At 39.0% G+C, this 26097-nt stretch carries 17 protein-coding genes and 3 pseudogenes; 9 read left to right on the top strand and 11 right to left on the bottom strand.

Annotation, left to right across the window (positions count from 1 at the left end):
• Positions 1-6: 6 nt before the first annotated feature.
• Complete coding sequence (locus J582_RS09230) at positions 7-1329, top strand: glutaminase (protein ID WP_032047784.1); 1323 nt, start codon at positions 7-9, stop codon at positions 1327-1329.
• Here J582_RS09230 and J582_RS09225 read toward each other — a convergent pair.
• Positions 1296-2084, bottom strand: a complete 789-nt coding sequence (locus J582_RS09225) for an AraC family transcriptional regulator (RefSeq protein ID WP_002054435.1) — start codon at positions 2082-2084, stop codon at positions 1296-1298. The genes J582_RS09230 and J582_RS09225 overlap by 34 nt on opposite strands.
• A 106-nt stretch (positions 2085-2190) precedes the next feature.
• Here J582_RS09225 and J582_RS09220 point away from each other — a divergent pair, with 106 nt between their 5' ends.
• Positions 2191-3411 carry an MFS transporter gene (locus tag J582_RS09220; RefSeq protein WP_032047783.1) on the top strand — a complete coding sequence of 407 codons (1221 nt, stop codon included), beginning with the start codon at positions 2191-2193 and terminating at the stop codon, positions 3409-3411.
• A gap of 67 nt (positions 3412-3478) precedes the next feature.
• On the opposite strand, the gene J582_RS09215 is transcribed toward J582_RS09220, so the two are convergent.
• Positions 3479-4624, bottom strand: coding sequence for an aldose epimerase family protein (locus tag J582_RS09215; RefSeq protein WP_032047782.1), 1146 nt, complete (start codon positions 4622-4624; stop codon positions 3479-3481).
• A gap of 192 nt (positions 4625-4816) precedes the next feature.
• Between J582_RS09215 and J582_RS09210 the strand changes: the two genes are divergently transcribed.
• Positions 4817-5263: a hypothetical protein gene (locus tag J582_RS09210; protein ID WP_022575055.1), complete on the top strand. Its 447-nt coding sequence runs from the start codon at positions 4817-4819 to the stop codon at positions 5261-5263.
• Between the two features lie 67 nt (positions 5264-5330).
• On the opposite strand, the gene metH is transcribed toward J582_RS09210, so the two are convergent.
• On the bottom strand, positions 5331-9017 hold the full coding sequence (gene metH / locus J582_RS09205) for a methionine synthase (RefSeq protein ID WP_004710100.1): 3687 nt from the start codon (positions 9015-9017) through the stop codon (positions 5331-5333).
• A 463-nt stretch (positions 9018-9480) separates the two neighbouring features.
• Here metH and J582_RS09195 point away from each other — a divergent pair, with 463 nt between their 5' ends.
• Positions 9481-11112 (top strand): inorganic phosphate transporter, encoded by a 1632-nt coding sequence (locus J582_RS09195; RefSeq protein WP_004710095.1) that lies wholly within the window; start codon positions 9481-9483, stop codon positions 11110-11112.
• A 162-nt stretch (positions 11113-11274) separates the two neighbouring features.
• A complete protein-coding gene (locus J582_RS09190; protein WP_032047781.1) occupies positions 11275-12609 on the top strand; it encodes a D-serine ammonia-lyase in 1335 nt (444 codons plus the stop codon).
• A gap of 43 nt (positions 12610-12652) precedes the next feature.
• Here J582_RS09190 and J582_RS0104510 read toward each other — a convergent pair.
• From J582_RS0104510 to J582_RS09175, 5 genes and pseudogenes are all read right to left on the bottom strand, one after another.
• Positions 12653-14198: pseudogene (locus J582_RS0104510) on the bottom strand (hypothetical protein).
• A gap of 541 nt (positions 14199-14739) precedes the next feature.
• Complete coding sequence (locus J582_RS25845) at positions 14740-14904, bottom strand: hypothetical protein (RefSeq protein WP_004710089.1); 165 nt, start codon at positions 14902-14904, stop codon at positions 14740-14742.
• 120 nt (positions 14905-15024) lie between these two features.
• The gene (locus J582_RS09180; RefSeq protein WP_031997351.1) at positions 15025-16032 is read right to left on the bottom strand and encodes an SUMF1/EgtB/PvdO family nonheme iron enzyme; all 1008 of its coding nucleotides are present in this window, start codon (positions 16030-16032) and stop codon (positions 15025-15027) included.
• Positions 16029-17704: pseudogene (locus tag J582_RS0104505) on the bottom strand (arylsulfatase). The gene J582_RS09180 and the pseudogene J582_RS0104505 overlap by 4 nt, the downstream one beginning before the upstream one ends.
• Positions 17705-17873: 169 nt before the next feature.
• The gene (locus tag J582_RS09175; protein WP_032047780.1) at positions 17874-18491 is read right to left on the bottom strand and encodes a rhomboid family intramembrane serine protease; all 618 of its coding nucleotides are present in this window, start codon (positions 18489-18491) and stop codon (positions 17874-17876) included.
• 158 nt (positions 18492-18649) lie between these two features.
• Here J582_RS09175 and nfuA point away from each other — a divergent pair, with 158 nt between their 5' ends.
• The gene (gene nfuA, locus J582_RS09170) at positions 18650-19288 is read left to right on the top strand and encodes a Fe-S biogenesis protein NfuA (RefSeq protein WP_002054458.1); all 639 of its coding nucleotides are present in this window, start codon (positions 18650-18652) and stop codon (positions 19286-19288) included.
• Positions 19289-19456: 168 nt separating this feature from the next.
• Positions 19457-21721 carry a TonB-dependent siderophore receptor gene (locus tag J582_RS09165; RefSeq protein ID WP_032047779.1) on the top strand — a complete coding sequence of 755 codons (2265 nt, stop codon included), beginning with the start codon at positions 19457-19459 and terminating at the stop codon, positions 21719-21721.
• Positions 21722-21744: 23 nt separating this feature from the next.
• On the opposite strand, the gene J582_RS09160 is transcribed toward J582_RS09165, so the two are convergent.
• Together J582_RS09160 and J582_RS09155 are read right to left on the bottom strand one after the other, a co-directional pair.
• Positions 21745-22752, bottom strand: coding sequence for a hypothetical protein (locus tag J582_RS09160; protein ID WP_031997342.1), 1008 nt, complete (start codon positions 22750-22752; stop codon positions 21745-21747).
• Positions 22753-22778: 26 nt separating this feature from the next.
• On the bottom strand, positions 22779-23804 hold the full coding sequence (locus tag J582_RS09155; RefSeq protein WP_004888237.1) for an alpha/beta fold hydrolase: 1026 nt from the start codon (positions 23802-23804) through the stop codon (positions 22779-22781).
• Positions 23805-24089: 285 nt separating this feature from the next.
• Between J582_RS09155 and J582_RS0104500 the strand changes: the two are divergent.
• Positions 24090-24702: pseudogene (locus J582_RS0104500) on the top strand (carbonic anhydrase).
• A gap of 32 nt (positions 24703-24734) precedes the next feature.
• On the opposite strand, the gene J582_RS09150 reads toward J582_RS0104500, so the two are convergent.
• Entirely contained in the window at positions 24735-25358 is a 624-nt protein-coding gene (locus J582_RS09150) for an arylesterase (protein WP_002054308.1), read from the bottom strand.
• Positions 25359-25402: 44 nt separating this feature from the next.
• Here J582_RS09150 and J582_RS09145 point away from each other — a divergent pair, with 44 nt between their 5' ends.
• Positions 25403-26095, top strand: a complete 693-nt coding sequence (locus tag J582_RS09145) for an ABC transporter ATP-binding protein (RefSeq protein WP_002054374.1) — start codon at positions 25403-25405, stop codon at positions 26093-26095.
• Positions 26096-26097: the final 2 nt, after the last annotated feature.

The following is a 26097-nucleotide window of genomic DNA, read 5'->3' as shown; positions in this document are numbered from 1 at the left end:
CTGACCATGAAAACCCCTCTCCCAGATTATTTGGCAAATGTTATAGAAGCCTGTGACGTCGATAACAGCGGTCATCTCGCCGATTATATTCCTGAGTTGGCAAATGCAAACCCAAATCGATTAGCTTTAGCAATGTCTACGGTAGATGGGGAAATTTATTCGGTCGGCGATGATGATGTTGAGTTCACCATACAATCGATTTCTAAACCTTTTGTATATGCCTACGTTTTGCAACAACTTGGCATTGATGCAGTACTCGCGAAAGTAGGGGTGGAGCCGTCAGGGGAAGCCTTTAATGAAATTTCATTGGGTAAAGATGGCCGACCAAAAAATCCGATGATCAACTCTGGTGCAATTACTGTACATTCCTTGATTCAGGTCAAACATGGTTTGCATAGCGCAGAAATTCTACGCCGTTTTATGAGCGAGCTTGCAGGCCGCGAATTAAGTTTTGATGAGTCTGTTTATGATTCGGAAGTCAAAACAGCCTACCGTAATCTTTCGATCGGTTATATGTTGCGAACGGTGGGGATTTTAGAAACTGACCCAGTCGATATTGTGAATGGGTACATTCGCCAATGTGCGATTATGGTTACAGTGAAAGATTTGGTACGCATGGGCAGTGTACTTGCCAATGGTGGAGTCGACCCTAAAACTGGAAAGCGCTTATTAAACCGATCTGTGGTTAAACAAGTACTTAGTGTCATGATGAGCTGCGGTATGTATGATGCTGCGGGTGACTGGCTTTCAACTGTAGGTATTCCTGCTAAAAGTGGTGTAGCAGGTGGTATCTTGGGCGTGCTACCGGGTCAGGTCAGTATGGCTGCTTTTTCACCTCGACTAGATGAGCATGGTCATAGTGTTCGAGGTATCGATATTTTAGAACGATTATCTCGTGACATGGGGTTACACCTCATGGAAGGAACACCTTCTGCACAAACCATTGTACAAAGCCATTATCGCACTGGAAAAGATGCATCATTGAGTGTGTATGTGCTGCGTGGTGTGTTGAAGTTTACTGAAGCTGAAATGTTATTGCGTATTTTACAAGACGAGACAATTGATCAAAGCACAATCGTCATTGATTTAACCCAGATTTCACTTATCCACGATGTGGGTAAACGTATGTTTTTAGAAGGCTTAGATCGTTTAATTGATGATGGACATACACTTGTTTTAGTCGATCCAGAACAGCGTCTAGATCATGCGAGAACTGGTAAAGACAGAGAACTTCATGTTTATCACGATTTCGATGATTTGCTCGAAAAGCATGACCTCCCTGCAAAAAAAAAGACTTATAGCGACATCGCGGCACTTCTAAATTGCTGAGGTGTTTTTCCTAGATGTCGCTTAAACATCGCACTGAACGCGCTGGGGTTTGTATACCCCAGTGACTCTGAAATTTGAGAAATAGATTCACCATTCGCGATTTTACTCAAGGCAAGTGCAATATGCATTTGCTGTATCCATGCCCGATATGACAGCCCGGTTTCTTTCTGGAACATACGCATTAAAGTTCTAGAACTCGTGCCAATATCATCAGCCCAATCTGTTAAATCTTTTGAACTATCAGGCATATGTAATAACTCTTGGCAAATTTTTAAGAGTCTTTTGTCTTTCGGCCACGGTATCTGGATAGGCAATAAATTGGCCCGATGTATTTCTTCAAAAATCAAAATTTGTAAAGAACGGGAAAGCTCTTGAGAGGTTGCTGTATTTGGAGTTTCCTCTCGTTCAATTTCATTTAAACGTATTAAAAGTTCATGCAACAGGTTACTCACCCGAATAATAAAGCAATGTTGTCCCATTAGAGCGGCTGCATTTACTTCAACCAATGCCGTATTTAACTTCACGTGACTCAGTGAAATCACACTGTGCTCTACATGTGCTGGAATCCATAACGCACACATGGGTGGCACAATCCACACATTATTCGGTGTAAACACCTGAATAGTTCCAGTAGATGCATATAAAAACTGCGCACGTGTATGCGTATGGGTAGGGGTGATTTCTCGGTAAGAATGCTCGGAAGATAGCCCAATCACCAGTTCAGACAAATCGGACTGAATAAGAGAATCGGACATAAATTATCCTAGAAATTGTCACTTATACGATAATTATTGGAAGATAACTTTATAAGCGACAATTTACAATAAGCATCTCATTTAAAAATATTGGAGTTTTTCAGGTATGACGTCTTCAATACAATTGAAAGATGGTTTTGCCAATACCGTTGCAAATGATCAGCCTCAAGGAATGATTATTAAAATTGTAGGCGCCGTGGCAGTCGCACATTTACTGAATGATTTAATTCAAGCGGTGCTACCAGCTATCTATCCAATGCTAAAAGCAAACTTTTCGCTGAGTTTTGCGGAGGTTGGCCTGATTTCGTTTGTATATCAAATTACAGGTTCTTTGCTACAGCCTTGGATTGGACTTTATACCGATAAACATCCAAAACCGTATCTTCTTCCACTCGGAATGGTCGTCACATTCTGCGGCATTATCTTGTTAGCCTTTTCACCAAGTTTTGCTGTGTTGTTATGTGCATCTGCGCTTATTGGGGTAGGGTCTGCAACCTTTCATCCAGAAGCTTCACGGGTAGCACGAATGGCATCGGGCGGGCGCTTCGGTACAGCTCAGTCGACTTTCCAAGTGGGCGGAAACACAGGTACTGCGATTGGCCCATTATTAGCAGCGTTATTAATTGTTCCATTTGGGCAGCATGCAGTTGCGGGTTTGGTGATATTTGCACTTTTAGCAATTTGGGTTTTATTTGGCGTAAGCCGTTGGACCGTGAGTCATGCTAAAAGTCAGGTAGTTGCGCGTGCTACCCAAGCACATACTAAATTGCATGGCCGTAAGCTCATTATCGCCTTGGGCACAATTAGTTTGTTGATGTTTGCCAAATTTACCTACATTGCGAGCATTAGTAACTACTTTACCTTTTACTTAATTCAAAAGTTCCATATCAGCATCCAGACCGCCCAATTGCATTTGTTTGCATTCTTGGCTGCTGTTGCTTTAGGTACATTTGCAGGTGGCCCAATTGGAGACAAAATTGGCCGTAAAGCGGTTATCTGGGTTTCATTTATTGGTATGGCGCCGTTTGCATTAATGATGCCGTATGCAAACTTATTCTGGACAACAGTTTTCTCAATTATTGCAGGTTTGGTGTTGTCGTCTGCTTTTGCCGCAATGGTGGTTTACGCACAAGAAGCTGTTCCGGGCCGTGTGGGTATGATTGCAGGTTTAATGTTTGGTCTTATGTTTGGGGTAAGTGGTATTGCCGCAGCAGGATTAGGGCATTTAGCTGATATTAACGGCATTGAATGGGTATTTGGTTTATGTTCATTGTTGCCATTACTTGGATTTGCCACCGCATTTTTACCCAACACAAAAGTTAAATAAATGAAAAGACTCTCAGTCATATTCGGCTGAGAGTTTTTTTAAATAAATATAGTGTCAATTCACAATACTATTTTTGAACACCAAACTTAAATACAGTGACACTGTTATAAGTTTGATTTGGGTTCAAACGTGTAGAAGGGAAGGATGGTTGGTTCGGACTATCTGGAAAATGCTGTGTTTCTAATGCTAGCGCATCTGCTTGTCGATAGAGTACGCCGTTTGCACCAACAACATTTCCGAGTAAATGATTCGCCGTATACATTTGGACGCTTGGTTCAGTGGTTAAGACTTGCATGGTCCGTTTAGATTTTGGGTCAACCACAATCGCTGCAAGATTAAGTTTCCCTTGAGACTTTTGATTAATTACCCAAGTTTGGTCATAGCCATACCCATAGGCCAATTGCTGATGATTCGCTCGAATATCTTTCACAATGGCCTTAGGCTTCCGAAAGTCAAAAGGCGTACCTGCAACTGAAGCAATTTCACCTGTTGGTAAGGAGTTTTGGTCGGTTACCAATATACGGTCTGCATTGAGTTGTACAATATGATCGAGCACGCCATAAGGGTTATTGCCAGCGCCCGACAGGTTGAAATAACTGTGGTTGGTGAGATTAACGACCGTAGGTTGATCAGTTTTGGCTTTATATTCAATCTGGAATTCATTTTGATCTGAAAGACTGTAGATCACCTCTACATCTAATTTTCCGGGAAAGCCTTGATCTCCATTTGGACTGGTTAACTTAAGAGAAGCTTTAACGGTTTCGCCTTTGGAAACGAGAGGCTTAACTTGCCAAACACGTTTATCAAAACCGGGATTACCGCTATGCAATGAATTCGCACCATTATTCTTTTCAAGATTATACGTTTTTCCATCTAAGCTAAATTGAGCATTACCAATACGGTTCGCATAACGACCAATTAACCCACCAAAATGAATGCCTTCCTTAGTATCAGTGACTTCATAGCCTTTTAGGTCATCGAAGCCCAAAACGATATTATTTTGTTTACCTTGGGCATCGGGAGTCAAAATTTGTGTAATTACACCACCGAAGCTAATAAAAGAAACTGAGACTCCTTTGTTATTGCTCATGGTGTATAGATCGACTTTTTGACCGTCTTGAGTCGTGCCATAGGGTTTTACATTTAACGTTGCTGCATTGGTAAGTTGTGCAAAGCTATAAACCGTAACACCTAAAATTGCTAATTTTTTCATACTTATACTCTATTTTTTAATAGTAAGACTGAATGAATATAAGATTGATTTTTCATCTTTTTAAAGAGGTTTTTATTATATATAGTGTTAATAATAATCGAGCAGTGAATGTTAAGTATTGGAAAAATTGGTTCAATTTACGCTTATAAAGAAATTAATCTTATGAGCAAAACTCAACGGTAAGCTATTTTTATGACTCATCCCGACTCGGTTTTAAAATTTTCACTTGGTCTAAATAGTCTCTCGTTTGATGTAGACAGCCAACACATTCACCTTGAGCAGGGCTTAGGTTTTGTTAATTCAAAAAGTATCAACCATGGTGTTATTGATGAACTTGCTATCGAAAAGATGATTTATTTTATTGAAGAAATCATCGAGTCAAAGCCACTCAGAAATTTAAATATAAGTGGTGTAGCTGTTACATCTGATGCAGCCATGGCACAACTCAGTGAGTTATTTTTTAGTGCTAAAAAGCAAATCAGCCGTATCGAGCTTGAACATAGATTCAATGATTTTATTGAGCGTTTAAGCTACTACACAAACCAAGTGTCTCCAGATCAGCTTTATATTTTTACCTACTTTGTATTTGTTCGAGAGATGATGCATCACTTAAGAATTGAGGAAATTCAGGTAAGATAAATTTCAGTAACTCCAATAAATAAAAAAATCCCCTCACTAGAGGGGATTTTTTTATTACTACTTAAACTTAAACAATCGAGTCGTCTAAATTAGGCGCTAACCAACGCTTCGCTTCATCTAGTGTCCAACCTTTACGTTTTGCATAATCTTCAAGTTGGTCTTGAGAGATTTTGCCCACGTTAAAGTATTCACTTTGTGGATGAGAATAATAGAAACCACTCACCGAAGATGGTGGCATCATTGCAAAGTGTTCAGTCAGTTTAGTACCAATTTTATCTGTAGAGCCTAACCAGTCAAACAACACTGCCTTTTCAGAGTGCTCAGGGCAAGCAGGGTAACCTGGTGCAGGGCGAATACCGACATATTTCTCTTTAATCAGATCTTCATTGCTGAGCTGTTCATCAGCTTTATAGCCCCAGAATTCTTTACGAATGCGTTCATGTAAGTGTTCGGCAAAAGCTTCAGCAAAACGGTCAGCTAATGACTGAACTAAAATTGCAGAGTAGTCATCACCTTTGGCTTTGTATTCATTTGCCAATTCTTCTGCACCAAAAATTGATACAGTGAATCCACCTAAGTAGTCTTGTTGCTCGCGGTCATTACGAATGTAATCTGCCAAAGACAAGTTTGGTTTGCCTGTCACTTTGTCAGATTGCTGGCGTAAGTGCTCAAAAGTATGCGTAACATTTTGACCCGCTTCATCAAATACGCTTACTGTGTCTGCATCAGTGCGCTGAGCAGGGAACATACCGAATACGGCACGAGCATCAAAACGGTTGTTGTCGATAATATCTTTTAACATTGCTTGAGCTTGATTGTACAAATCTGTTGCAGCTTCACCAACCACTTCATCTTCTAAAATTTTCGGGAATTTACCTGCCAAGCTCCAAGAAATAAAGAATGGTGTCCAGTCAAAATAATCCACGAGTGTAGCAAGCGGATAATTCTTTAAAACTTGTGTTCCCAAAAGATTTGGTTTTGGTGGCACGTAGCTTTCATCAATTTTAAAACCATTTTCAACCGACTCTTTATAAGTCAGTTTGGCCGCTTTTGGTTGCTTGTTGGCTAAACGTTCACGAATTTTGGCATATTCAGCACGGTGTTCTTCAATAAATGCACCTCGCATGTCTTTAGAAAGCAAGGTTGTAGCAACACCTACAGCACGTGAAGCATCGGCAACATAAATTACTGCATCATTCTGATACTGAGGATCAATTTTTACTGCCGTGTGGGCTTTAGACGTCGTCGCACCACCAATTAATAGAGGAATGTTAAAGCCTTTGCGTTGCATTTCTTTCGCAACAAATACCATTTCATCTAAAGATGGAGTGATCAGACCAGACAAGCCGATGATGTCACATTTTTCATCAATTGCGGTTTGTAAGATTTTCTCGCAAGGTACCATTACACCAAGGTCAACAATGTCATAACCATTACAGCCAAGTACCACGCCTACAATATTCTTACCAATATCGTGTACGTCGCCTTTTACCGTTGCCATCAGGACTTTACCTTTAGATTGTCCTTCAGACTTCTCAGCTTCAATGTATGGGTTGAGCCATGCTACAGCTTGTTTCATTACACGGGCAGATTTCACAACCTGTGGTAAGAACATTTTGCCTGAACCAAACAAGTCACCAACCACGTTCATACCGTCCATCAGTGGTCCTTCAATCACATCTAAAGGACGTTTAGATTTTAAGCGAGCTTCTTCAGTGTCTTGGTCAATATAAGTGGTAATACCTTTAACCAATGCATATTCAAGACGTTTTTCAACCGACTCATTACGCCATTCAAGGTTCTCGGCTTCTTTGGCAGCACCGCCTTGTCCGCGGTATTTTTCTGCTACTTCAAGCAGTTTCTCAGTCGCAGCTTGACCAGATTCACCTTGGTTTTGGTTTAATATGACATCTTCAACAGCTTCTTTTAGCTCGGCTGGAATATCATCATAAATTGCCATTTGCCCAGCGTTCACAATACCCATGGTCATGCCTTGCTTAATGGCATGGTACAAGAACACCGAGTGAATGGCTTCACGAACTGGTTCATTACCACGGAACGAGAACGAAACGTTCGATACACCACCAGAAATCATGGCATGTGGTAAGTTTTGTTTAATCCAACCTGTTGCCTCAATAAAATCGACCGCATAGTTGTTGTGTTCTTCAATACCAGTTGCCACTGCGAACACGTTCGGGTCAAAAATAATATCTTCAGCAGGGAAGCCCACTTCATTCACTAGAATATCGTATGAACGCTTACAGATTTCGCGTTTACGTTCAGCAGTGTCAGCCTGTCCAGCTTCATCAAATGCCATTACAATAATTGCGGCACCATATTGACGGCAGAGGCGGGCTTTTTCGACAAACTCGTCATAACCTTCTTTTAAGGAAATGGAGTTAACAACCGGTTTACCTTGTACGCATTTTAAGCCAGCTTCAATGATTTCCCATTTGGATGAGTCAATCATGATTGGCACACGTGAAATATCAGGTTCTGATGCTACAAGGTTTAAGAAATGCACCATCGCATTTTGCGAATCGAGCATCCCTTCATCCATGTTAATATCAATAATCTGTGCGCCAGCTTCCACTTGTTGCTGTGCAACTTCTAAAGCTTCGGCAAAGTTTTCTTCACGAATGAGGCGTAAGAATTTTTTAGAACCGGTAACGTTAGTACGTTCACCAACGTTTACAAAGAGAGAGTCATCATAAATATTAAATGGCTCTAAACCACTTAAGCGACAAGCAGGTACGGTTTCAGGTACTTGGCGAGGTGCAATGTCTTTTACTGCATTAGCAATAGCGCGAATATGGTCTGGTGTCGTACCACAGCAACCACCAGTAATATTAATTAAACCGCTTTCAGCAAATTCTTTTAAGAAAGCTGCAGTTTGCTCAGGTGTTTCGTCATATCCACCAAATGCGTTTGGTAAGCCCGCATTGGGGTGTGCTGAAACGAAAGTATCTGCGACATCAGAAATGGTTTTTACGTGAGGACGCATAGCATCTGCACCAAGGGCACAGTTAAAACCGATTGAAAGCAAATCACCATGGCGCACAGAGTTCCAGAAAGCTTCCGCAGTCTGACCTGTTAAAGTACGACCTGATGCATCGGTAATTGTCCCTGAAATCATAATTGGTAATTCACGACCAATTTGTTTAAAGACTTCTTTGACTGCAAAAATCGCTGCTTTACAGTTTAATGTATCAAATACGGTTTCAATCAAAATGATATCTACACCGCCTTCAATCAGTGCATGAGTCGCTTCAATGTAGTTTTCTTTTAACTCATCAAAGGTAATGTTGCGAAAAGCAGGGTCATTTACATTCGGTGAAATTGAACAAGTACGCGATGTCGGTCCAAGTACACCAGCAACAAAACGTGGTTTTTCTGGAGTTGAATACTTTTCACAAGCTGCTTTGGCTAAACGTGCTGCTTCACGGTTAATCTCTGGAACAAGATCTTCCATGTGATAGTCAGACATTGAAACACGTGTGCCGTTAAAGCTGTTGGTTTCAATAATGTCTGCACCAGCATCAAGATAAGCTTCATGAATGCCTTGAATAATTTGAGGTTGTGTCAAAACTAAAAGGTCATTATTACCCTTTAAGTCATGTGCCCAATCGGCAAAACGCTCACCACGGTAGTCGGCTTCTTCTAATTTATGGCGCTGGATCATGGTTCCCATAGCACCATCAATAATCAGAATGCGTTTAGCAAGAAGCGCTTTTAGGGTGGCAAGCGTAGACATAGAAAACCCCGATCTTTTATATGAATTTAAAAATGCGGCGCTATTGTAACAGAATAGCAGCACAAATGATGACCTACGAAGGTCATGAGACAATAAGTAAAAAAATAAAAAAGAGGGTGTTTTATGACAAAAACGAAAGAATTTTCATGAAATATTCATCAAATGATCATGATATTGAAATATTTCATGCTCAATATGCCGAAATATTACAGTTGTTCTGTATGAAAAATAGACATATAGGTCATTTTATTTATTTTTTTGCTGTAAAAATAAGCATAAAAGGAGCTCATAAATAATGAATTAAGTTATTGTATTTTAAAAATAAAATAAAAATGATCGGGGAAAGGTGCATCAAATGAGGTCAAAATATAAAAAATTGACTTCATCAGGCGGCTCTTTGTCATATAATTGTCATAATTTAATTTAAGAATACAGAGGATTTTATTATCCTCTTACCGTCTGCATGAATTCTAATCTACCCCCTGTTTCGGATTCAAAACTTGCGGCAAACCTGCAAGCAAAATCGACGAATGTACACGTCCCAACACCGAAATTTTTTATGCCGGTGTTTCTGACGATTATTGTTGCAACACTTATTTATATTGGGTTTCAGGTTAGTGCTGATTTAGCGCATGTTCCACCTTTGAGCCTTTATTCGGTTATTCTTTTATCTACTGCACTTTTCATTGCATTGGGCTTTGAATTTGTAAACGGTTTCCACGATACTGCTAATGCAGTTGCAACGGTCATTTATACAAATGCATTGCCTGCACCAGTTGCAGTCATGTGGGCTGGTTTTTGTAATTTTCTTGGGGTAATGGTCGCAAGTGGTGCTGTTGCTTATGGCATTATTGCATTGCTTCCTGTTGAACTTATCATGAACATGGGTAGCGGTGCTGGCTTTGCAATGGTTTTTGCATTGTTAATCGCTGCAATTCTTTGGAACCTTGGTACTTGGTTCTTAGGAATCCCAGCTTCTAGCTCTCACACCTTGATTGGTTCAATCTTGGGTGTGGGTATTATGAACCATCTATTGAGTGCATCGACTGGCGTAACGACCAGTGGTGTAGATATGGATCAGGTGATTAAAGTAGGTAAGGCATTATTATTTTCACCTTTAATTGGTTTTGCTTTTGCAGCAATCTTATTCTTGTTGGTTAAAACTATTTTCAAACGCCAATTAGAATTATTCCAGCCACCTGAAGGTAATAAGCCACCACCAGCAATCATTCGTGCAATTTTAATCTTTACCTGTACAGGTGTAAGTTTTGCACACGGTTCAAATGACGGCCAAAAAGGTATGGGTCTCATCATGCTCATTTTGGTTGGTTTAGTACCGTTAGCTTATTCAATAAATAAAAACCTAGATACACAACAGGTTCAATCATTCCACCAGCTTTCTTCTCAAACTGCTGTTTTGTTAAACCATAATCAGCAAGAATTGACTGATGAAAAAGCGCGTGAAGTTTTAACTAAATATATTCAAACCAAGCAACAGACACCTGAAGTTGTACCTGCATTGGCAAGTATGACTGATCATTTAGGTGCTCGTGTTTCTAGCTATAGCGACTTAAAAGATATTCCTGAAGCTGCGATTAGTGAAATTCGTAATGATATGTATTTAAGCACAACCACGTTTAAACGTTTGGACAAAGCAGATGCTTTACCAAAAATGGATGATTCACAGAAAAAGCTTGTGAAAGATTATCGCGGTAGCTTGGATTCATTCTTACAGTACATTCCAAACTGGGTGAAAGTTGCGGTTGCATTAGCGCTTGGTCTTGGCACTATGGTTGGTTGGAAACGTATTGTGGTGACTGTAGGTGAGCGTATTGGTAAGAACCATATGACTTATGGTCAAGGTATGTCTGCTGAGCTTATTGCAATGAGTACTATTGCAGCAGCAGATGGTTTAGGTATGCCAGTTTCAACTACTCATGTTTTAAACAGTGCTGTTGCGGGTACCATGGTTGCAAATAAATCAGGTCTAAACTTTAATACCATTAAGACAATTTTGTCAGCTTGGATATTTACTTTACCTGCGACCATCTGTTTGTCAGGTGGTTTATATTGGTTGTTCTTAAAGTTCATTTAAGTTGTCTGCTTAAATCTAAAAAGCCACTATTATTAGTGGCTTTTTTATTGTCACATTTAAAAAAAAGATCGCTTTTTTCAAATAAACTCAGTAAAGAATGAATGATTACTGCAAATACTTATTGCTAGGTGACTAGCTCAAAAATTGATGAAAGGATATAGGATGAAAACGGTTCAACTCGATCAACTCAAACAACAATTCCCACTCATTCAAACATTACAAGATTACCAAGAAACATTTTGGTTTAATCCGAGCCGTTATCCTTTAAAAGAAGCTCTCGCGAAAGTAGGACTGACAGAGCAAGATGTAAAAGATGCCGAAGCAAGGCTAGAACGTTTTGCACCTTACTTAGCAAAAGTATTTCCAGAAACTCAAGCACTACATGGAAAAATTGAATCAGAACTAGTTGAAATTGCAGATATGCAACAAGCCTTATCTGTAGAAAAACAACAGAGGCTTACTGGAAAGCTTTGGCTTAAAAAAGATAGTCATTTACCTATTTCGGGTTCAATTAAGGCACGTGGTGGAATTTATGAAGTCTTGGCTCATGCTGAAAAGTTAGCAATTGAGGCAGGGCTTCTCAAGTTAGATGATGATTACAGTCAACTTGACCAAGATGCATTTCGAGCATTTTTTTCCAAATATCAAATTGCAGTAGGTTCTACAGGTAATCTTGGTTTATCGATCGGTATTATGAGCGCGAAGCTCGGTTTTAGAGTGACCGTGCATATGTCTGCCGATGCAAGACAGTGGAAGAAAGATAAACTGCGTTCATTAGGTGTCAATGTTGTGGAATACGCCATTGATTATGGTGTCGCTGTAGAGCAGGGACGTAAAGCAGCAGAACAAGATCCAAATTGTTTTTTTATTGATGATGAGAATTCGACGACTCTATTTTTAGGTTATGCAGTAGCAGGAATACGCTTAAAACAACAGTGTGAGCAAAAACAGATTAAAGTCGATGCAGAACACCCATTATTTGTTTATTTGCCATGTGGTGTCGGTGGTGGCCCTGGTGGAGTGAGTTTTGGGTTAAAACTCGCTTTTGGTGAGCATGTACATTGTATATTTGCAGAACCGACTCACTCTCCATGTATGTTACTAGGTGTTTATACAGGGCTGCATGATCAGATTTCAGTAAACGATATTGGTTTAGATAACATTACTGCTGCAGATGGATTGGCTGTTGGCCGTGCTTCTGGTTTTGTCGGCCGTGCTATGCAGCAGTTAATTGACGGTTACTACACCATTCATGATGAATGTTTATATGAGCTGATTGCGCTTTTAAATCAAACTGAGAATATTCAAGTTGAGCCCTCGGCAGCGGCAGGCATGATGGGGCCATATTATGTGCAAACTACTCCTGATTATTTGGCCTTGCATGAATTGTCAGCTGTAAAGTTACAGCATGCGACACATGTAGTATGGGCGACTGGTGGAGGTATGGTTCCACCTGACGAAATGCAAAAGTATTTAACGCATAGTCAAAACAAATAATTGTATAAAAAAGCCCAATTCTAAAATTGGGCTTTTAACTTCATTATTTTTTAGAAAATTTCTTAAATGGAAGCTTTTCGGCCGCAAAACCATAGATTGCAGCAAAAGGAAGGGCTGTACGGGCTAAATAAGCCACACGCCATAGACCGCCATGGTTGGCACCTTCCATCATCAACTCTAGAGGATGGTCAAGCACAGTTTCAGGATTTGCGACAGAAGATTCATTTCTTAAGTCATGGATCCAGAGTGCCGCCATAATGGCATTTGTGGTTTCTGGACTAAACGCTTCTACATCAAAAAGTTCCGCACCGTTAAAAGCGGCTTTAAGGAGTGGATTTTTTGTGACTGAATGAGTTGTCGTAGATGGAGCAATATTAATACTCACGCGTTGGCCTTGATGACGGGCAAGTGTTGCTCGCCATTGTTGAATACGTTTAGCTAATGCGTAGTTTGGCCCTTGTTCAACTACCAAGCAGTCTGCAATACCATAAGTTTTGCCATTTTCGCTGGTAATCAAGTCTTGATAAGGTGCTTGGAAAAAACGTTTGAGCGATAGTGTAGAGACACCTTTTGCAGCCATTTTTTGTAGTTGTGAACGAGATTTAAATTTCTCTTGAGCTGCCTCTGCAACTTCTTTAGGTACTGCGTAAACATCGGTTGGAGTACACATAAACATTAAGCTTGTATCAGCTTTATGTTCACTCACATATTGCATAATACTGTCCATAGCCATTGAGACGCGGACATGTTTTTCACCATCTAGATAAGCAATAGCAGCTAAATCTAATTTTTGAGGAAATTGAACTAACCACTGTGCAATTTCTGGTATTTGAGTCAGTAAATTGGCACCTAATTTATCTCTTAATTCAGAAGCTTTTGCTGTTGAGTCAACTGATTCAATTGTAGGTGCAATCAGCGTTGCGTTTCCTTGCTGAATTGTATTTAAAATTTTCCCCCAAACTCGTGGGTTCGGTAAATCAATTGCAACAATATTCGCTTTCCACTTTGCTAACCAAGGTAAAGGGCCAGCTTCTGAAGCTGCACCAAACAGAACCATGGTTCGATCATAAATCAAACCATTCTGGATGAGCGGCAGCTTCACGTAAAGCCTTGGCATGGCTTGGTTCAATAATACCTGCATTTTCCCATTTTTGAATTTGATCAAGTAAGCTTTGCCCGCTAAGTTTTTGGCCTTTATATGGAACATACCATTCTGGTGCAGCTTCACTTTCACCTTTAAATTTAACTGTATTTAAAGGCTTAGTGGTAGGGATGTGCAGAGCATCTTTTAAAAGATAGTGTTTACCATCGCGGAAATAGTCAAAAAGATGATGAGCCTTATGTAAGCCCTGTTTGGCGATGGTAATCGGATTGTTGTTATTAGAAAGCCCATGTTGAACAAGTGATTTAAAGTATCTTGGATAGTTTTTCCGCCAGTTTTTTTCAGTCAAAATCTGTTGAGCAGTTTTATTATCTACAATAGATAAAGCTTCTGACAAAATCTCTTGGCCTGTGCGAGAAGTACTTTGTTTTTTTGTTGAAGCGTGTATCGGAAATTGTAGACCTTCGTCTGGACTCTGGCTGGACATAAAATATCTCACTTGGACGGTAGTATTAATATACAGGTGTATACATTATCTATGCCAATTAAAAGAAACGAGTGGCAATAACTGACAAAATGAAAATTAAATTATTTTTGTGATGAAGGTAGTTTGAGTGAATTTTTATGATAATTTGATCTCATTTTAACTTCATTTTTTTTCACATTTCTAGAACATTTTTATAGACTTACGTTACATAAATGATTATTTTGTATAGAGCGAATTCATCAGATCTAAGCTGAAGATAAAATGTTCAAAATGTATCAATAAAAAAGATACGATGATGAGTAAAAAACTAGACTTTTTTATTAAATGATAAGAAAAGTCAAACGGAATAAGAAAGAATTGGGGTGAAACTAGATGGAAGACAACGTAAGATTGTCTTTTAAAAATCTTGGGGATATGGTGATTTTTTTACACCATAATTTTCTAGTTTCGCCCCATCTAATTTTGGGTGAAGCCCTATACATAAGCTGTAAATCATCTTTCTAAATAGTCAGATTAATTTGCTTATAGTCTATCTAAACTTTTAACAACGACCTTTCTTGGCCTGACCTGGTGGACAAAAATCTCCTGGATGATTGTGATAAGGCGAATCCGGATCAACTACTACACTGCCAGCAGGGGTATAAACTGCACAAGCCGATAGTGATAGTGTGAAAATTGCTGCTGCACAAACTAGAAATTTTTTCATCATATTGTTCTCTCTTTTTATCATTCTCCCTTTTACTATTTACTATAGAAATTATTAGATTGTTTTTCGATCTATTTTTGGTTAAGAAATATCAACACTCTAAACTAGTTTTTTTAGCGATTAAGGCGTACGTAAAATTGTACGAAAACCTACATGAGTAGCGGCTAAATCAAAATCTTGTGGGTAGCGACTACTATTACGGTAACGTGAACAGTAATTTTCAGCACACAAAAATGAGCCTCCTTTAATCACATATTGAGTGCTGCTCATTTCTTTTTGTCTTAAATCAGAATAATTACCCATATGTTGATCATGCGCACCTTGATAGGGAGAGGATGTCCATTCCCAAACATTTCCAATCATATCGAATAGCTTAAAGCCGTTGGATTTAAAACAGCCGACAGGAGCAACACCAGTAAAATGGTCGTGATTCAAATTTTCAAAAGGGAATGTACCTTGCCAGTAATTTGCTTGTGGATGCTGATGTTCATCGGTAGGTGCTTGGTGTAAAGGTGTGTCAGTTTTTGAGTTTGCTTTAGCGGCGTATTCCCATTCTAATTCTGTTGGTAAATCACGTCCTAGCCAAACTGCATAATGTTCAGCATCATTTTTCGTTACGTATCTTACAGGCTCATGAGGATGAGGGAGAGCTCCATTTTTGCCATTTGGAGTTTTCCATGTATATCCTGATTTGAGTTGCCACCATTGTTGGGGATGACGTGGATCTGGAGTAAAAACAGCAGCCTGTTTTTGTTTTTCAGCATCGGTAATATAACCAGTTGCCTTCACAAAACTGGCGAATTGAGCAACAGTGACTTCAGTTTGATCAATCCAGAAACCTTTAACTTCCCGTTGTTTTTTCCCAAAGTTAAGTTCATCTGGATAAGCTTTTTCAGAACCAAAATTCAATTGTCCATCTGGTATGAATACCATACCTGCGGTTGTATTTTTAAGCCAGTTTGTAGGAAGCCCTGTATAGCTTTTACACTGTTCGATAGAACCCAAAGCAGCCGATGAGATGGCTTGCTTTGGTAAAACTGTTTTCAGGTCAGCTTTATGTTCAGACTTACTACAGCCTGTGATGAATAACAGGCTGAGTGTAGTACTCAAAAGCAGTTTTAATTTCATTTGGCGTTATATTCCTGTACGCCATTTTGCTCAGTATATTTCTGATAAACCGCTAATAGCTCTTGAACTTTTGCAGGGTAAAGCTGCGCAACATTATGATTTTCACCACGATCAGTAGCAATGTTATAGAGTTCCCAAGAACCTGATCCTAATTCAGGGCGTCCTTGAAGTGCAATTTTCCATTCACCTTGTTTAGCATATTTACTACCGTGTAATTCATCGGCAAAGCTGAAATTAGCTGGACGGATAGTTTGTGATTTATTTTCAAGTACAGACTTCCAAGAGTAACCACTTGGTGTATTAATGGTTCGGCCTTTATATTGTCCTTGAGGTACCGGAATATGGGCATAATCTAATAATGTTGGAAAAACATCGAGTACAGATGCGAAGCTATGATTGGTTTCTTCAGCTTTTTTCTGATTTGGTAATTTCACAATAGCAGGAGCTGTAGTTGCACCTTCGCCAGCTGTATCTTTCCATAAATGAAAAGGTGCCGCGCTGACTTCAGCCCAACGTGGTCCAATATAGTGGTAGGAAGTAGGGTGCCTACGTTTGTTACAGAGTTATCAAAACCAGATTCACTGCCATACCCACCACGAATGAAACCTTCTGCACCATTGTCAGAAACAAAGAAAATTAAAGTATTTTCATAAAGATTATTTTGTTTTAGGTATTGGATAATTCGGCCTACATTTGCATCAAGATTTTCTACCATACCTGCGTAGATTTCCATTTTACGGGCTTCAAGTGCTTTCTGCTCAGCTGTTAACTCCTTCCATTTTCCATATTTTTGTGGTGCATTTTGAGTGGCGATTGGTTCTGCTGCTTCAAAGTTTGCTGGAATAATTCCAAGCTGTTTTTGGCGTGCTATACGTGCTTTTCTAATGGCGTCATAACCGACATCGTAAACGCCACGATATTTGTCACGGTATTCTGCTGGAGCCTGTATAGGCCAGTGAGGTGCTGTATAGGCAGCATAAGCAAAGAATGGCTTACCGCTATTTTTACCTGACTCTAAATAGCTCAGCAATTTATCGGTAAAATAATTGGTCGAGAAAAAGTCATCAGGTAATGCTGAAATTGGAATAATTTGCCCATCTTCGGTATAGGTTGAATTTCGTTTAAACGCGCTTGGAGCTTGTTTAAAGTGATGGTCTAAACCTTGTAATAAGGTAAATGAATGATCAAAACCTTTGGCATGTGCATTGGTTTCAGGGGTTAGCCCCAAATGCCATTTACCACTAATATATGTCCGATAACCATTGTCTTTGAGCACCTGCGCAATTGATAAAGAGCGTTCATTTAAATAGCCTTCGTAACCTGGTTGGCCTTTTAAATGGTCTGGTGTAAGCTCTGCCATAGCACCTATGCCTGCTAGGTGATGATCAGTTCCTGAAATAAGCTGCGAGCGAGTAGGGGAACAAGTGGGTGCAGTATGATAATCCGTTAAAAGTCGACCTTCTTGCGCCAAACTATCAATATTAGGCGTATGAATTTCACCGCCAAATGCTCCTAAATCTGAATAGCCTAAGTCATCGGCCATAATAAATAAAATATTGGGCTGCTTTGGAGTACTTACCGTGGTTTCTTGTGAATCATTATCGTTACAGCCAGCTAAAGATAAGCTAAATAATGCAATTGAAAGACTAGATAAAAGAGCTTTGTACTTCATTGTATCATCTGAATTATTAAAAGAATTGTGCTTGAGTTTAATCAGATGGTTTTTGCAATCAAAACAAGGAATTGATCAAAGAAAATCAGAAAAATATCTGAGAATTTATCGTGATAAATAAATGAGAAAAAAAGAAAAGCCCATATCGGGCTTTTCAAAAATATTAAGTTTAAAACGGTAAGCGGGTAAGTTGATCTAAGAAATGTGGAATCACTCTTGGTTCAATCAAAATCGTTACAATTACTCCGTAAGCCGCACCCCATAAATGGGCACTATGATTGATATGCGTATTGCCACGTTTACCTGCCCAAATGCTATAAGCAACATATAAAACTGCAAAAATAATAGCGGGTACTGGAATAAAAAATACAAAAATCAGTTTCCATGGCTGAAACAGGATATAGGCAAATAAAACCGCAGATACGGCTCCTGAAGCTCCAAGACTTGCCCAGTTTGCATCATTTTTATGTTGTAGATAGCTTGGTAAAATCGCAAAAATTAACCCGCCCAAATAGAACAAGACAAAGCCCATGTCGTAGAAATATTGGCGATAAAAACTTTCAATGATGCTGCCAAAGAAAAACAGGGTAATCATATTAAAGAGTAAATGAGTACCATCTGCGTGAATAAAGCCATGTGTGATGAAGCGATCAAATTGTCCACGTTGCATCGCAGGCGGCCAAAAGATTAGGCGGTTCATAACGTTTTGATTGCTAAAAGCAAGTAAAGAGAGAATGACCGTAATAATAATAAGGGTAATGGTATGGTTAAACGGCAAATGCAACATAAGAAATATTTAAAAAATGATCGATACTGAGGTCAATAATGCCATTAAAAATACAACTTGAAACCCCGTTGTGTATAAATCCGACAAATTTAGTTGATTTTTTTTAAATCCACCTCATCTTCGGTTAATATAAAGGCATCAGCTTGAGGAATATTGTTATGTCGACTGAGAACACCAACACTGCTGTTGCAGAAGAAATTCCGAACCTTTTGATTACACCATCTGCACAAGAGTATTTGCACGAATTATTGGCGAAGCAAAATACTCCGGGAATTGGCGTTCGAATTTTTGTTGAACATCCGGGTACACCACGTGCAGAGTGCTGTATGGCATATAGTGCACCAGAAGAAGTGGTGCCAACGGACTATAAACAGGACTATCCTGATTTCCCTGCATACATTGATGCGCCGTCTATTCCATATCTTTTAGACGCTGTTATTGACTACAACAAAGATCGTTTTGGTGGTCAGTTAACTTTCCGTGCACCAAACTCTAAAGTGCCGCGTGTAGGGCCAGATGCATCAATTGAAGAACGTATTACTTATGTACTTCAAGCGGAAATTAACCCGGGTCTTGCAGGGCACGGCGGTAACTGTAGCTTAGTTGAAGTGCAAGATGATCCTGAACATGGCTTAACTGCTGTATTGAAGTTCGGTGGTGGTTGCCAAGGTTGTTCTGCAATTGATGTAACCTTGAAACAAGGTGTAGAAACAACATTAAGAGAACACATTCCTGAACTACAACGTGTGGTTGACCAAACAGACCATACGCAAGCAGAAGGTGCTTATTTCAAATAATTAAATTATTTGAAAAGTGAAATAAAAAAGCCTCGAATGAGGTTTTTTTATTTCCCAATATAAATAATGATAATTATTATCAATATCATTTGTAATTTTATTTATCTTTGTTACAATGCGAAACAGAAAATGAGAGATGTTTAATAAATCAATATATTGGGAATACTTATGTCGAAGCGTATTATCCAGTCAGTGCTTTCTGTTTCAGTACTGGCAAGTATGATGTCTATGGCTTTTGCTGCACAAAATGAGCAAGAACAAGCTGAACAAACATTAGAAAAGCCTGCTGAACCTGTGAAATTGGAAACAATTTTTGTAACAGCGGAAGAGCAAGTGAAGCAATCGCTTGGTGTATCGGTTATTACCAAAGATGATTTAGAAAAACTACCAGTTCGTAATGATATTTCTGACTATGTACGTCGTATGCCAGGTGTCAACCTGACAGGCAATAGTGCAACAGGGCAGCGTGGTAATAATAGACAAATTGATATTCGTGGAATGGGGCCTGAAAACACACTTATTTTAGTGGACGGTAAACCAATTAACTCTCGTAACTCAGTCCGTTATGGCTGGAAAGGAGAGCGTGATACACGAGGCGACTCAAACTGGGTACCAGCAGAAGCAATCGAGTCGATCGAAGTTTTACGTGGACCAGCAGCTGCGCGATATGGCTCAGGTGCTGCTGGTGGTGTAGTTAACATCATTACTAAAAAAGTAACTAATGAAACTCATGGTTCAGTAGAGTTCTATACTTCACAGCCTGAAGACTCCAAAGAAGGTTCATCAAATCGTGTTGGTTTTAATGTAAGTGGGCCATTAATTAAAGACGTTTTGTCTTATCGTTTATATGGTAATTACAATAAAACGGAAGCTGATGATGTTGATATTAATAAATCTATTGGTAGTACAGCAGCTGGCCGTGAAGGTGTTAAAAATAAAGATATTTCAGGCCGTTTAGCTTGGCAGGCAACAGACCAACAAACTGTCTTGTTCGATGTTTCTTCTAGCAAACAAGGTAATATTTATTCTGGCGACTCTCAGTTAAATGCAAACGCAGAAGCAGATGCGATTCTTTCGCAGCTCATCGGTAAAGAAACCAATACCATGTATCGTGATAGCTATGCGGTAACGCACGAGGGCGATTGGTCTTGGGGTAAGAGTAAACTCGTTGCTCAATATGATAAAACGCATAACAAACGTCTACCTGAAGGTTTAGCGGGGAGTGTAGAAGGAAAAATTAATAACCTTGATGATAAAGCCACCTCACGTTTAGAAACTCTTCGCTTTAACGGTGAGGCTAATATTCCTTTCGAATACTATATACCCCAAGTATTAACTGTAGGTACGGAATGGGTTGAAGACAGATTTAAAGATAATATCTCGACAAATCAAGGTAAAGACAGCAGTGGTTCAGGTTATGGCGATCAATTGGTGAAAGGTGATCGTAGTAAAATGGAATCACGTATTGCTTCTGCATATATTGAAGATAACCTGAAAGTTACAGACAGCACAGATGTTGTATTAGGCTTACGTTTTGATGACCATAGTAAATCTGGTTCTAACTGGAGCCCAAGCTTAAATATTACCCAAAGACTTAACGATTATTTCACTTTAAAAGGTGGGGTAGCAAAAGCTTATAAAGCACCAAATATGTATCAAAATGCCGAAGGGTATTTATTAAGTACAAATGGTAATGGTTGTCCAGCCAATATTGATTCACGTTGTTTGTTACAAGGTAATGGCGATTTAAAACCTGAAACATCGGTAAACAAAGAGCTCGGTATTCAGTTTCAAAAAGATATCGTGAATGCGAGCTTAACTTGGTTCCGTAATGACTATAAAGATAAAATTGTAGCTGGTACAAATGTTGTCGGAACAGTTGATGGTTCAAGTACGAATGCAAATACAGGAGCTGTGACGAATACGAAGTGGAATATTCTGCGTTGGGAAAATACGCCTAAAGCTCTAATTCAAGGTTTTGAGGGAAGCTTAGGGTTAGACTTTGGTGATATCCGCTGGACTAACAACTTTACTTATATGATGGACTCGAAAGATAAACAAACAGGGAACCCATTATCTTTAGTACCAAACTATACGATTAACTCAATTTTTGATTATGACATTACGGATCAGTTAGATGTAAATTTTGTATTTACTCAATATGGTCGTCAAAAATCACGCCAGTTTGCAGAAAATAGACTTGAATCTGGTATAGGTTCAGGAGGTGCGAATTCTGCGCTTAAGCCAAGTACTGTAAAAAGCTATAGTATTGCTGGAATTAATGTCGGTTATAAATTTTCAGACAATATAAGTACACGCGTTGGTGTAAGTAATCTATTTGATAAACAAATTTTAAGAGACAGTAATTCTATTAGCCAAACTTATAATGAGCCAGGTCGAGCTTATTACGCTTCTTTAAAATATTCTTTCTAATCAATAAAAGTAACAAAGGCGCTTCAAGCGCCTTTGTTATTTAAAATATCTAAAGCTTTTTCAGAATAATAAAACTTCTCTAAATACACACGGGCACGGCGTCTTAAATGTCCTGTTGTAACGAGTTGTTGTAATACGGGTACAAGCAAGTCGGTGAGTTCATGCTTCACCAAACTTTCATCAATATTGAGGTCACGGAGTAGTAAGTCAAAACTACGTTCCTGATTACGGACATACCAAGTATAGATACCATCGTGGACTTGCTGTTTTAGATAATCGGTTTGACGAATGTGGTCCCAGATTTCATGCCCTAGACCTACAGTTTTTGTTAAATCTTGAACTTCTACATAATTTTTTAAAACAGAAAGTGGCATAGTTTTAACTTTGTGCCAAACATTTGCCTGAAAATGATAGAGCTTATCATTGTCAAAATGTTGGTTTAAAACGCGCTCACTCATTTGGCTAAGTTTTAAAATATTCTTTTGCAAATAATGGTTAATTGTATCGTCCAGATTAGAATCGGTCACTGTTTCTAATACTGATTTACCCATTTTCATGAAGCGTCCTACACTTGGCACGCGTTTTGACATTGATTCATCTAAATAATCATGCATTGTTTGTTGAATCAACTGAGTCAAAAGAGCTGAAAAAGCTGGATTATTTACAATTGTTTTAATCAGTTTTTTACGATGCTCTTCTTTACTTGCAACATACTGTGCAATGCGGTCAATCGTTAAAACAGGAATAACATCTTCAACTGTTGCCGTCTCATTTGCAGGATGAATCAGGGCGAAGCGAATATGCTCTGCAATTTGTTCGATCAGAAAATCAGAAGCGGGGGTATCTAAAATCTGCTTTTGAATGAGATGTTGAATCTGTTCAAAAGTCCAAAGGTGTTGTAATTGCCGACTCCCCAACCAATGGTAAAACTGTTCAAACTCTTGTTGAATCACCTGAGCCTGAACAAATTGCTCATCTAAAAAATCTAGATGAGCTTCAATAAGTTTTTCAATAATTGGTTGGGTAGACATAAGGTCTCACAAGTCCGGAGTTTTATTTAAGGTGTTGCCGTTTTTACTGACTGATTCGATTCTACTTTAAGTAAAAATGGTACGTATTGTTGAATGACCAGTTGTTCAGCTTCCAAAATCGGCATATGACCTACATTTTCTAAAATAACTGGCGGTTGTGCATTTTTTAAAAGTCGTTTGAGTTCACTCGCCACTTCTACATTAATAATCTTATCTTGTTTGCCCCATAAAATAAGTGTAGGCGCGTCGATCGTTTTGGTAAGTACAGCAAATGAATCTGGAGTATAGACTTTATTGAGTGCAATTAGTTGGTCGACTAGTTTTTGTGTTTGAGGTGCCTGATTAATCATCAATTTTTCTTGAGCTTGTAAGAATTCTTTAGGAATAAACGGAGGATTAAACATGGTTTGTTTTAACAAATAGTTAAAGTCACCTTTTTTAGAGACTAACAGTTGTTTTAGATAGGTAGGGTCTTTGAGATAAATTGTGTTGGCAGAACGGAAAATACCACCGCTATCAACTAAAAATAGACTTTTAGTTTCAAATGGATATTGTCCCGCATAAAGTAGGGCAATTGAGCCGCCAAGTGAGTGCCCCGCAATATGAATAGGCCCCTTCAAATTTGCAGCTTCAACAAAGCGGCGTAATTTTTCAGCAAGGTTCGGAACCGAATAATCGAAGTCTTGCGTAACGATAGTTTCGCCACTACCTGGTAAGTCCGGAATAATCACGTGGTAATTCGTAGTTAAGTAATGCGCCATGCGATTCCAATTATCGCGGCTGCCACCTAAACCATGAATAAGTAACAAGGTCGGTTTTGTGGTTGAACCACCTTCACTATATGACCAAGTAATATCACCTACTTTTAATTTTTTACTTTGCAGTCCGGCCCAGCTACGTTCTTGCTGTAATATTGTTTGAAAACTGACATCAATATTATCGGCTGCCTGCGTTTGAGAAATACTAGTTACTGACAACAAACTACAAGCTAGAGTCAATGCAGTAGCAGTTTTTTTCATAGAGGCTTTAATTGGAGCGGACAGCCTTATCATACATTTCATCCTTGAAGCTTAAACGAGTTTGAAAAATTATTGAAAAACTTTGCCAATGAGTCATTTGCCAAACGTTTGGAATGAAGAAAATTATAGTCAATCTATAAACTAAAGTATGTCTATTTTTTCACTAAACAGTAGGGAATTGTGCGGTTATCCTTCTTATAAAACTCATTAAAGCTTTAAAAATATTTTCTTAGAAAAGGATTCATTTTTTGTCAGTGACATTCAAATTTTGACACATTAAAATGATTTCTAACCTTGAAAAAACAATGGAAATATAAAATGCCTACTGCGCAAGAAGTTTTAGACCGTTTGAAAGCAGGTAATCAACGATTTGTAAATGGAAATACTTCCCTTGCAAAAACCTTATCGCATCATGAACGCGCTGAAATGGCAAAGGATCAAAATCCGTTTGCAATTGTATTAGGCTGTTCAGATTCTCGTGTACCAGCAGAAATGGTATTTGATCAAGGTCTTGGTGACTTATTCGTAATCCGTGTTGCTGGTAATGTTGTTGCGCCTTCACAAGTTGGTAGTGTTGAGTTTGCGGCAGAACGTTATGATTGTCCGGTTGTAGTTGTATTAGGGCATAGTCATTGCGGTGCGATTCAAGCGACTATTGATACGTTGATGAACCCTGATCATCCGCCTTCATCTAACTTAATGTCGATTGTGAACCGTGTTCGACCATCAGTTGAAATTTTAATGCAAACTGATGAAAAATGATTTGAAAAAACTTTCATGTCATGCAGTACGTTCAAATGTTTTTGCTTCGGTCAATCAATTACGTCATGGCTCGGCTGTATTAGAAAACCTGATTGCAAAAGGCGAGTTGATTGTTGTTGGTGCTGAGTATTCATTAGAAACTGGTGAAGTTACTTTTTTTGACTTCTAATCAGTCTATAAAGATTTAAAACTAAAAGGTGCCTATAGGGCACCTTTTATGTATGGATAAGCTAAATTAAGTAATTTTGACTGCGCTTGGGCATTTGGATGAATCAAGTCATTTTGCATTAGTTGTCTTTGTCCAGCGACGCCATCAAGGAAAAACGGTAGCAGTTTCACCTGATATTTTTGGCTTACAGTTTTATAATTGGTTTCAAATGCTTTGCTATAAGCTGTGCCATAATTAGGCGGAATCTTCATACCAAAAAGAATAACCTGCGCCTTTTGTTGTTGGCTTAAATGGACGAGCTGCGACAGATTTTGTTGAATCATTTGTGGTGGTTGACCTCGTAAACCATCATTCCCACCTAATTCAATAACTACGACTTCGGGTTTATACGTTTGTAAAAGCTTAGGTAATCTGGCCAAAGCGCCACTTGTGGTTTCACCACTCATACTTGCATTGACCACTTTATGTTGTTTGGGATACTGTTGGTCTAGACGTTTTTGTAGTAATTGTACCCAACCTTGTTTAGGGTCTATTCCGTAACCGGCACTAATACTATCTCCTAAAATTAAAATAGTTTTGGCCGAGACCAACATAGGCAACATGCTCAATGCGATGAGCAAGAGACTTTTAGAACCAGACAAATAAGATTTATACATTTGTGTTTCGACCCGAATACTAAATATATAGGACTGTCCCCATCATGCCACAACCTATCATTGCTGCCCATCAAGTTACACAAACTATTCAGATTAACCAAAATCAATTTACGATTTTAAAAAATATCGATTTAGATATTTATGAAGGGGAGCAGGTAGCCATTACGGGACGTTCTGGTTCAGGAAAATCGACTTTACTTGGTATCTTAGCGACTTTAGACCAACCGTCTGAAGGCGAAGTATGGTTATGTGGTCAGCCTGTTCATGAGTTGACGGAGGAACAGCGCGCCCAGATCAGAATGCAGCATGTTGGCTTTGTATTTCAGTCTTTCCAACTTTTACCGCAGTTAAGTGCGCTTGAAAACGTGATGTTGCCGCTTCGGTTACGTAAAGATTTTGATTATAAAATTGCTGAGCAGAAAGCTTTAGATTGGTTGCATCGGGTAGGTTTAAGCCGTCAAGCGGAACAAACGCCTAAAGTCTTATCTGGTGGAGAGCAGCAACGTGTGGCAATAGCACGGGCACTTATTGCAGAACCACAAATTATTTTTGCAGATGAACCTACTGGAAACCTAGATGGTCAAACAGCCCAAGAAATTGAACGACTACTTTTTGATTTAAATAAAGAGCTCGGTACAACGCTTATTTTGGTCACACATGACCGTAATTTGGCTGGACTTTGCCAACGTCATGTTGAATTAAATGATGGCCGACTAAAGACAGTACAGGGTAGTTAGAC

The organism is Acinetobacter sp. 1566109, assembly GCF_000582255.1.
Classification (GTDB): domain Bacteria; phylum Pseudomonadota; class Gammaproteobacteria; order Pseudomonadales; family Moraxellaceae; genus Acinetobacter; species Acinetobacter nosocomialis.
The sequence above is the reverse complement of the archived record's forward strand: the minus strand, read 5'-3'. Positions and strand labels throughout refer to the sequence as shown.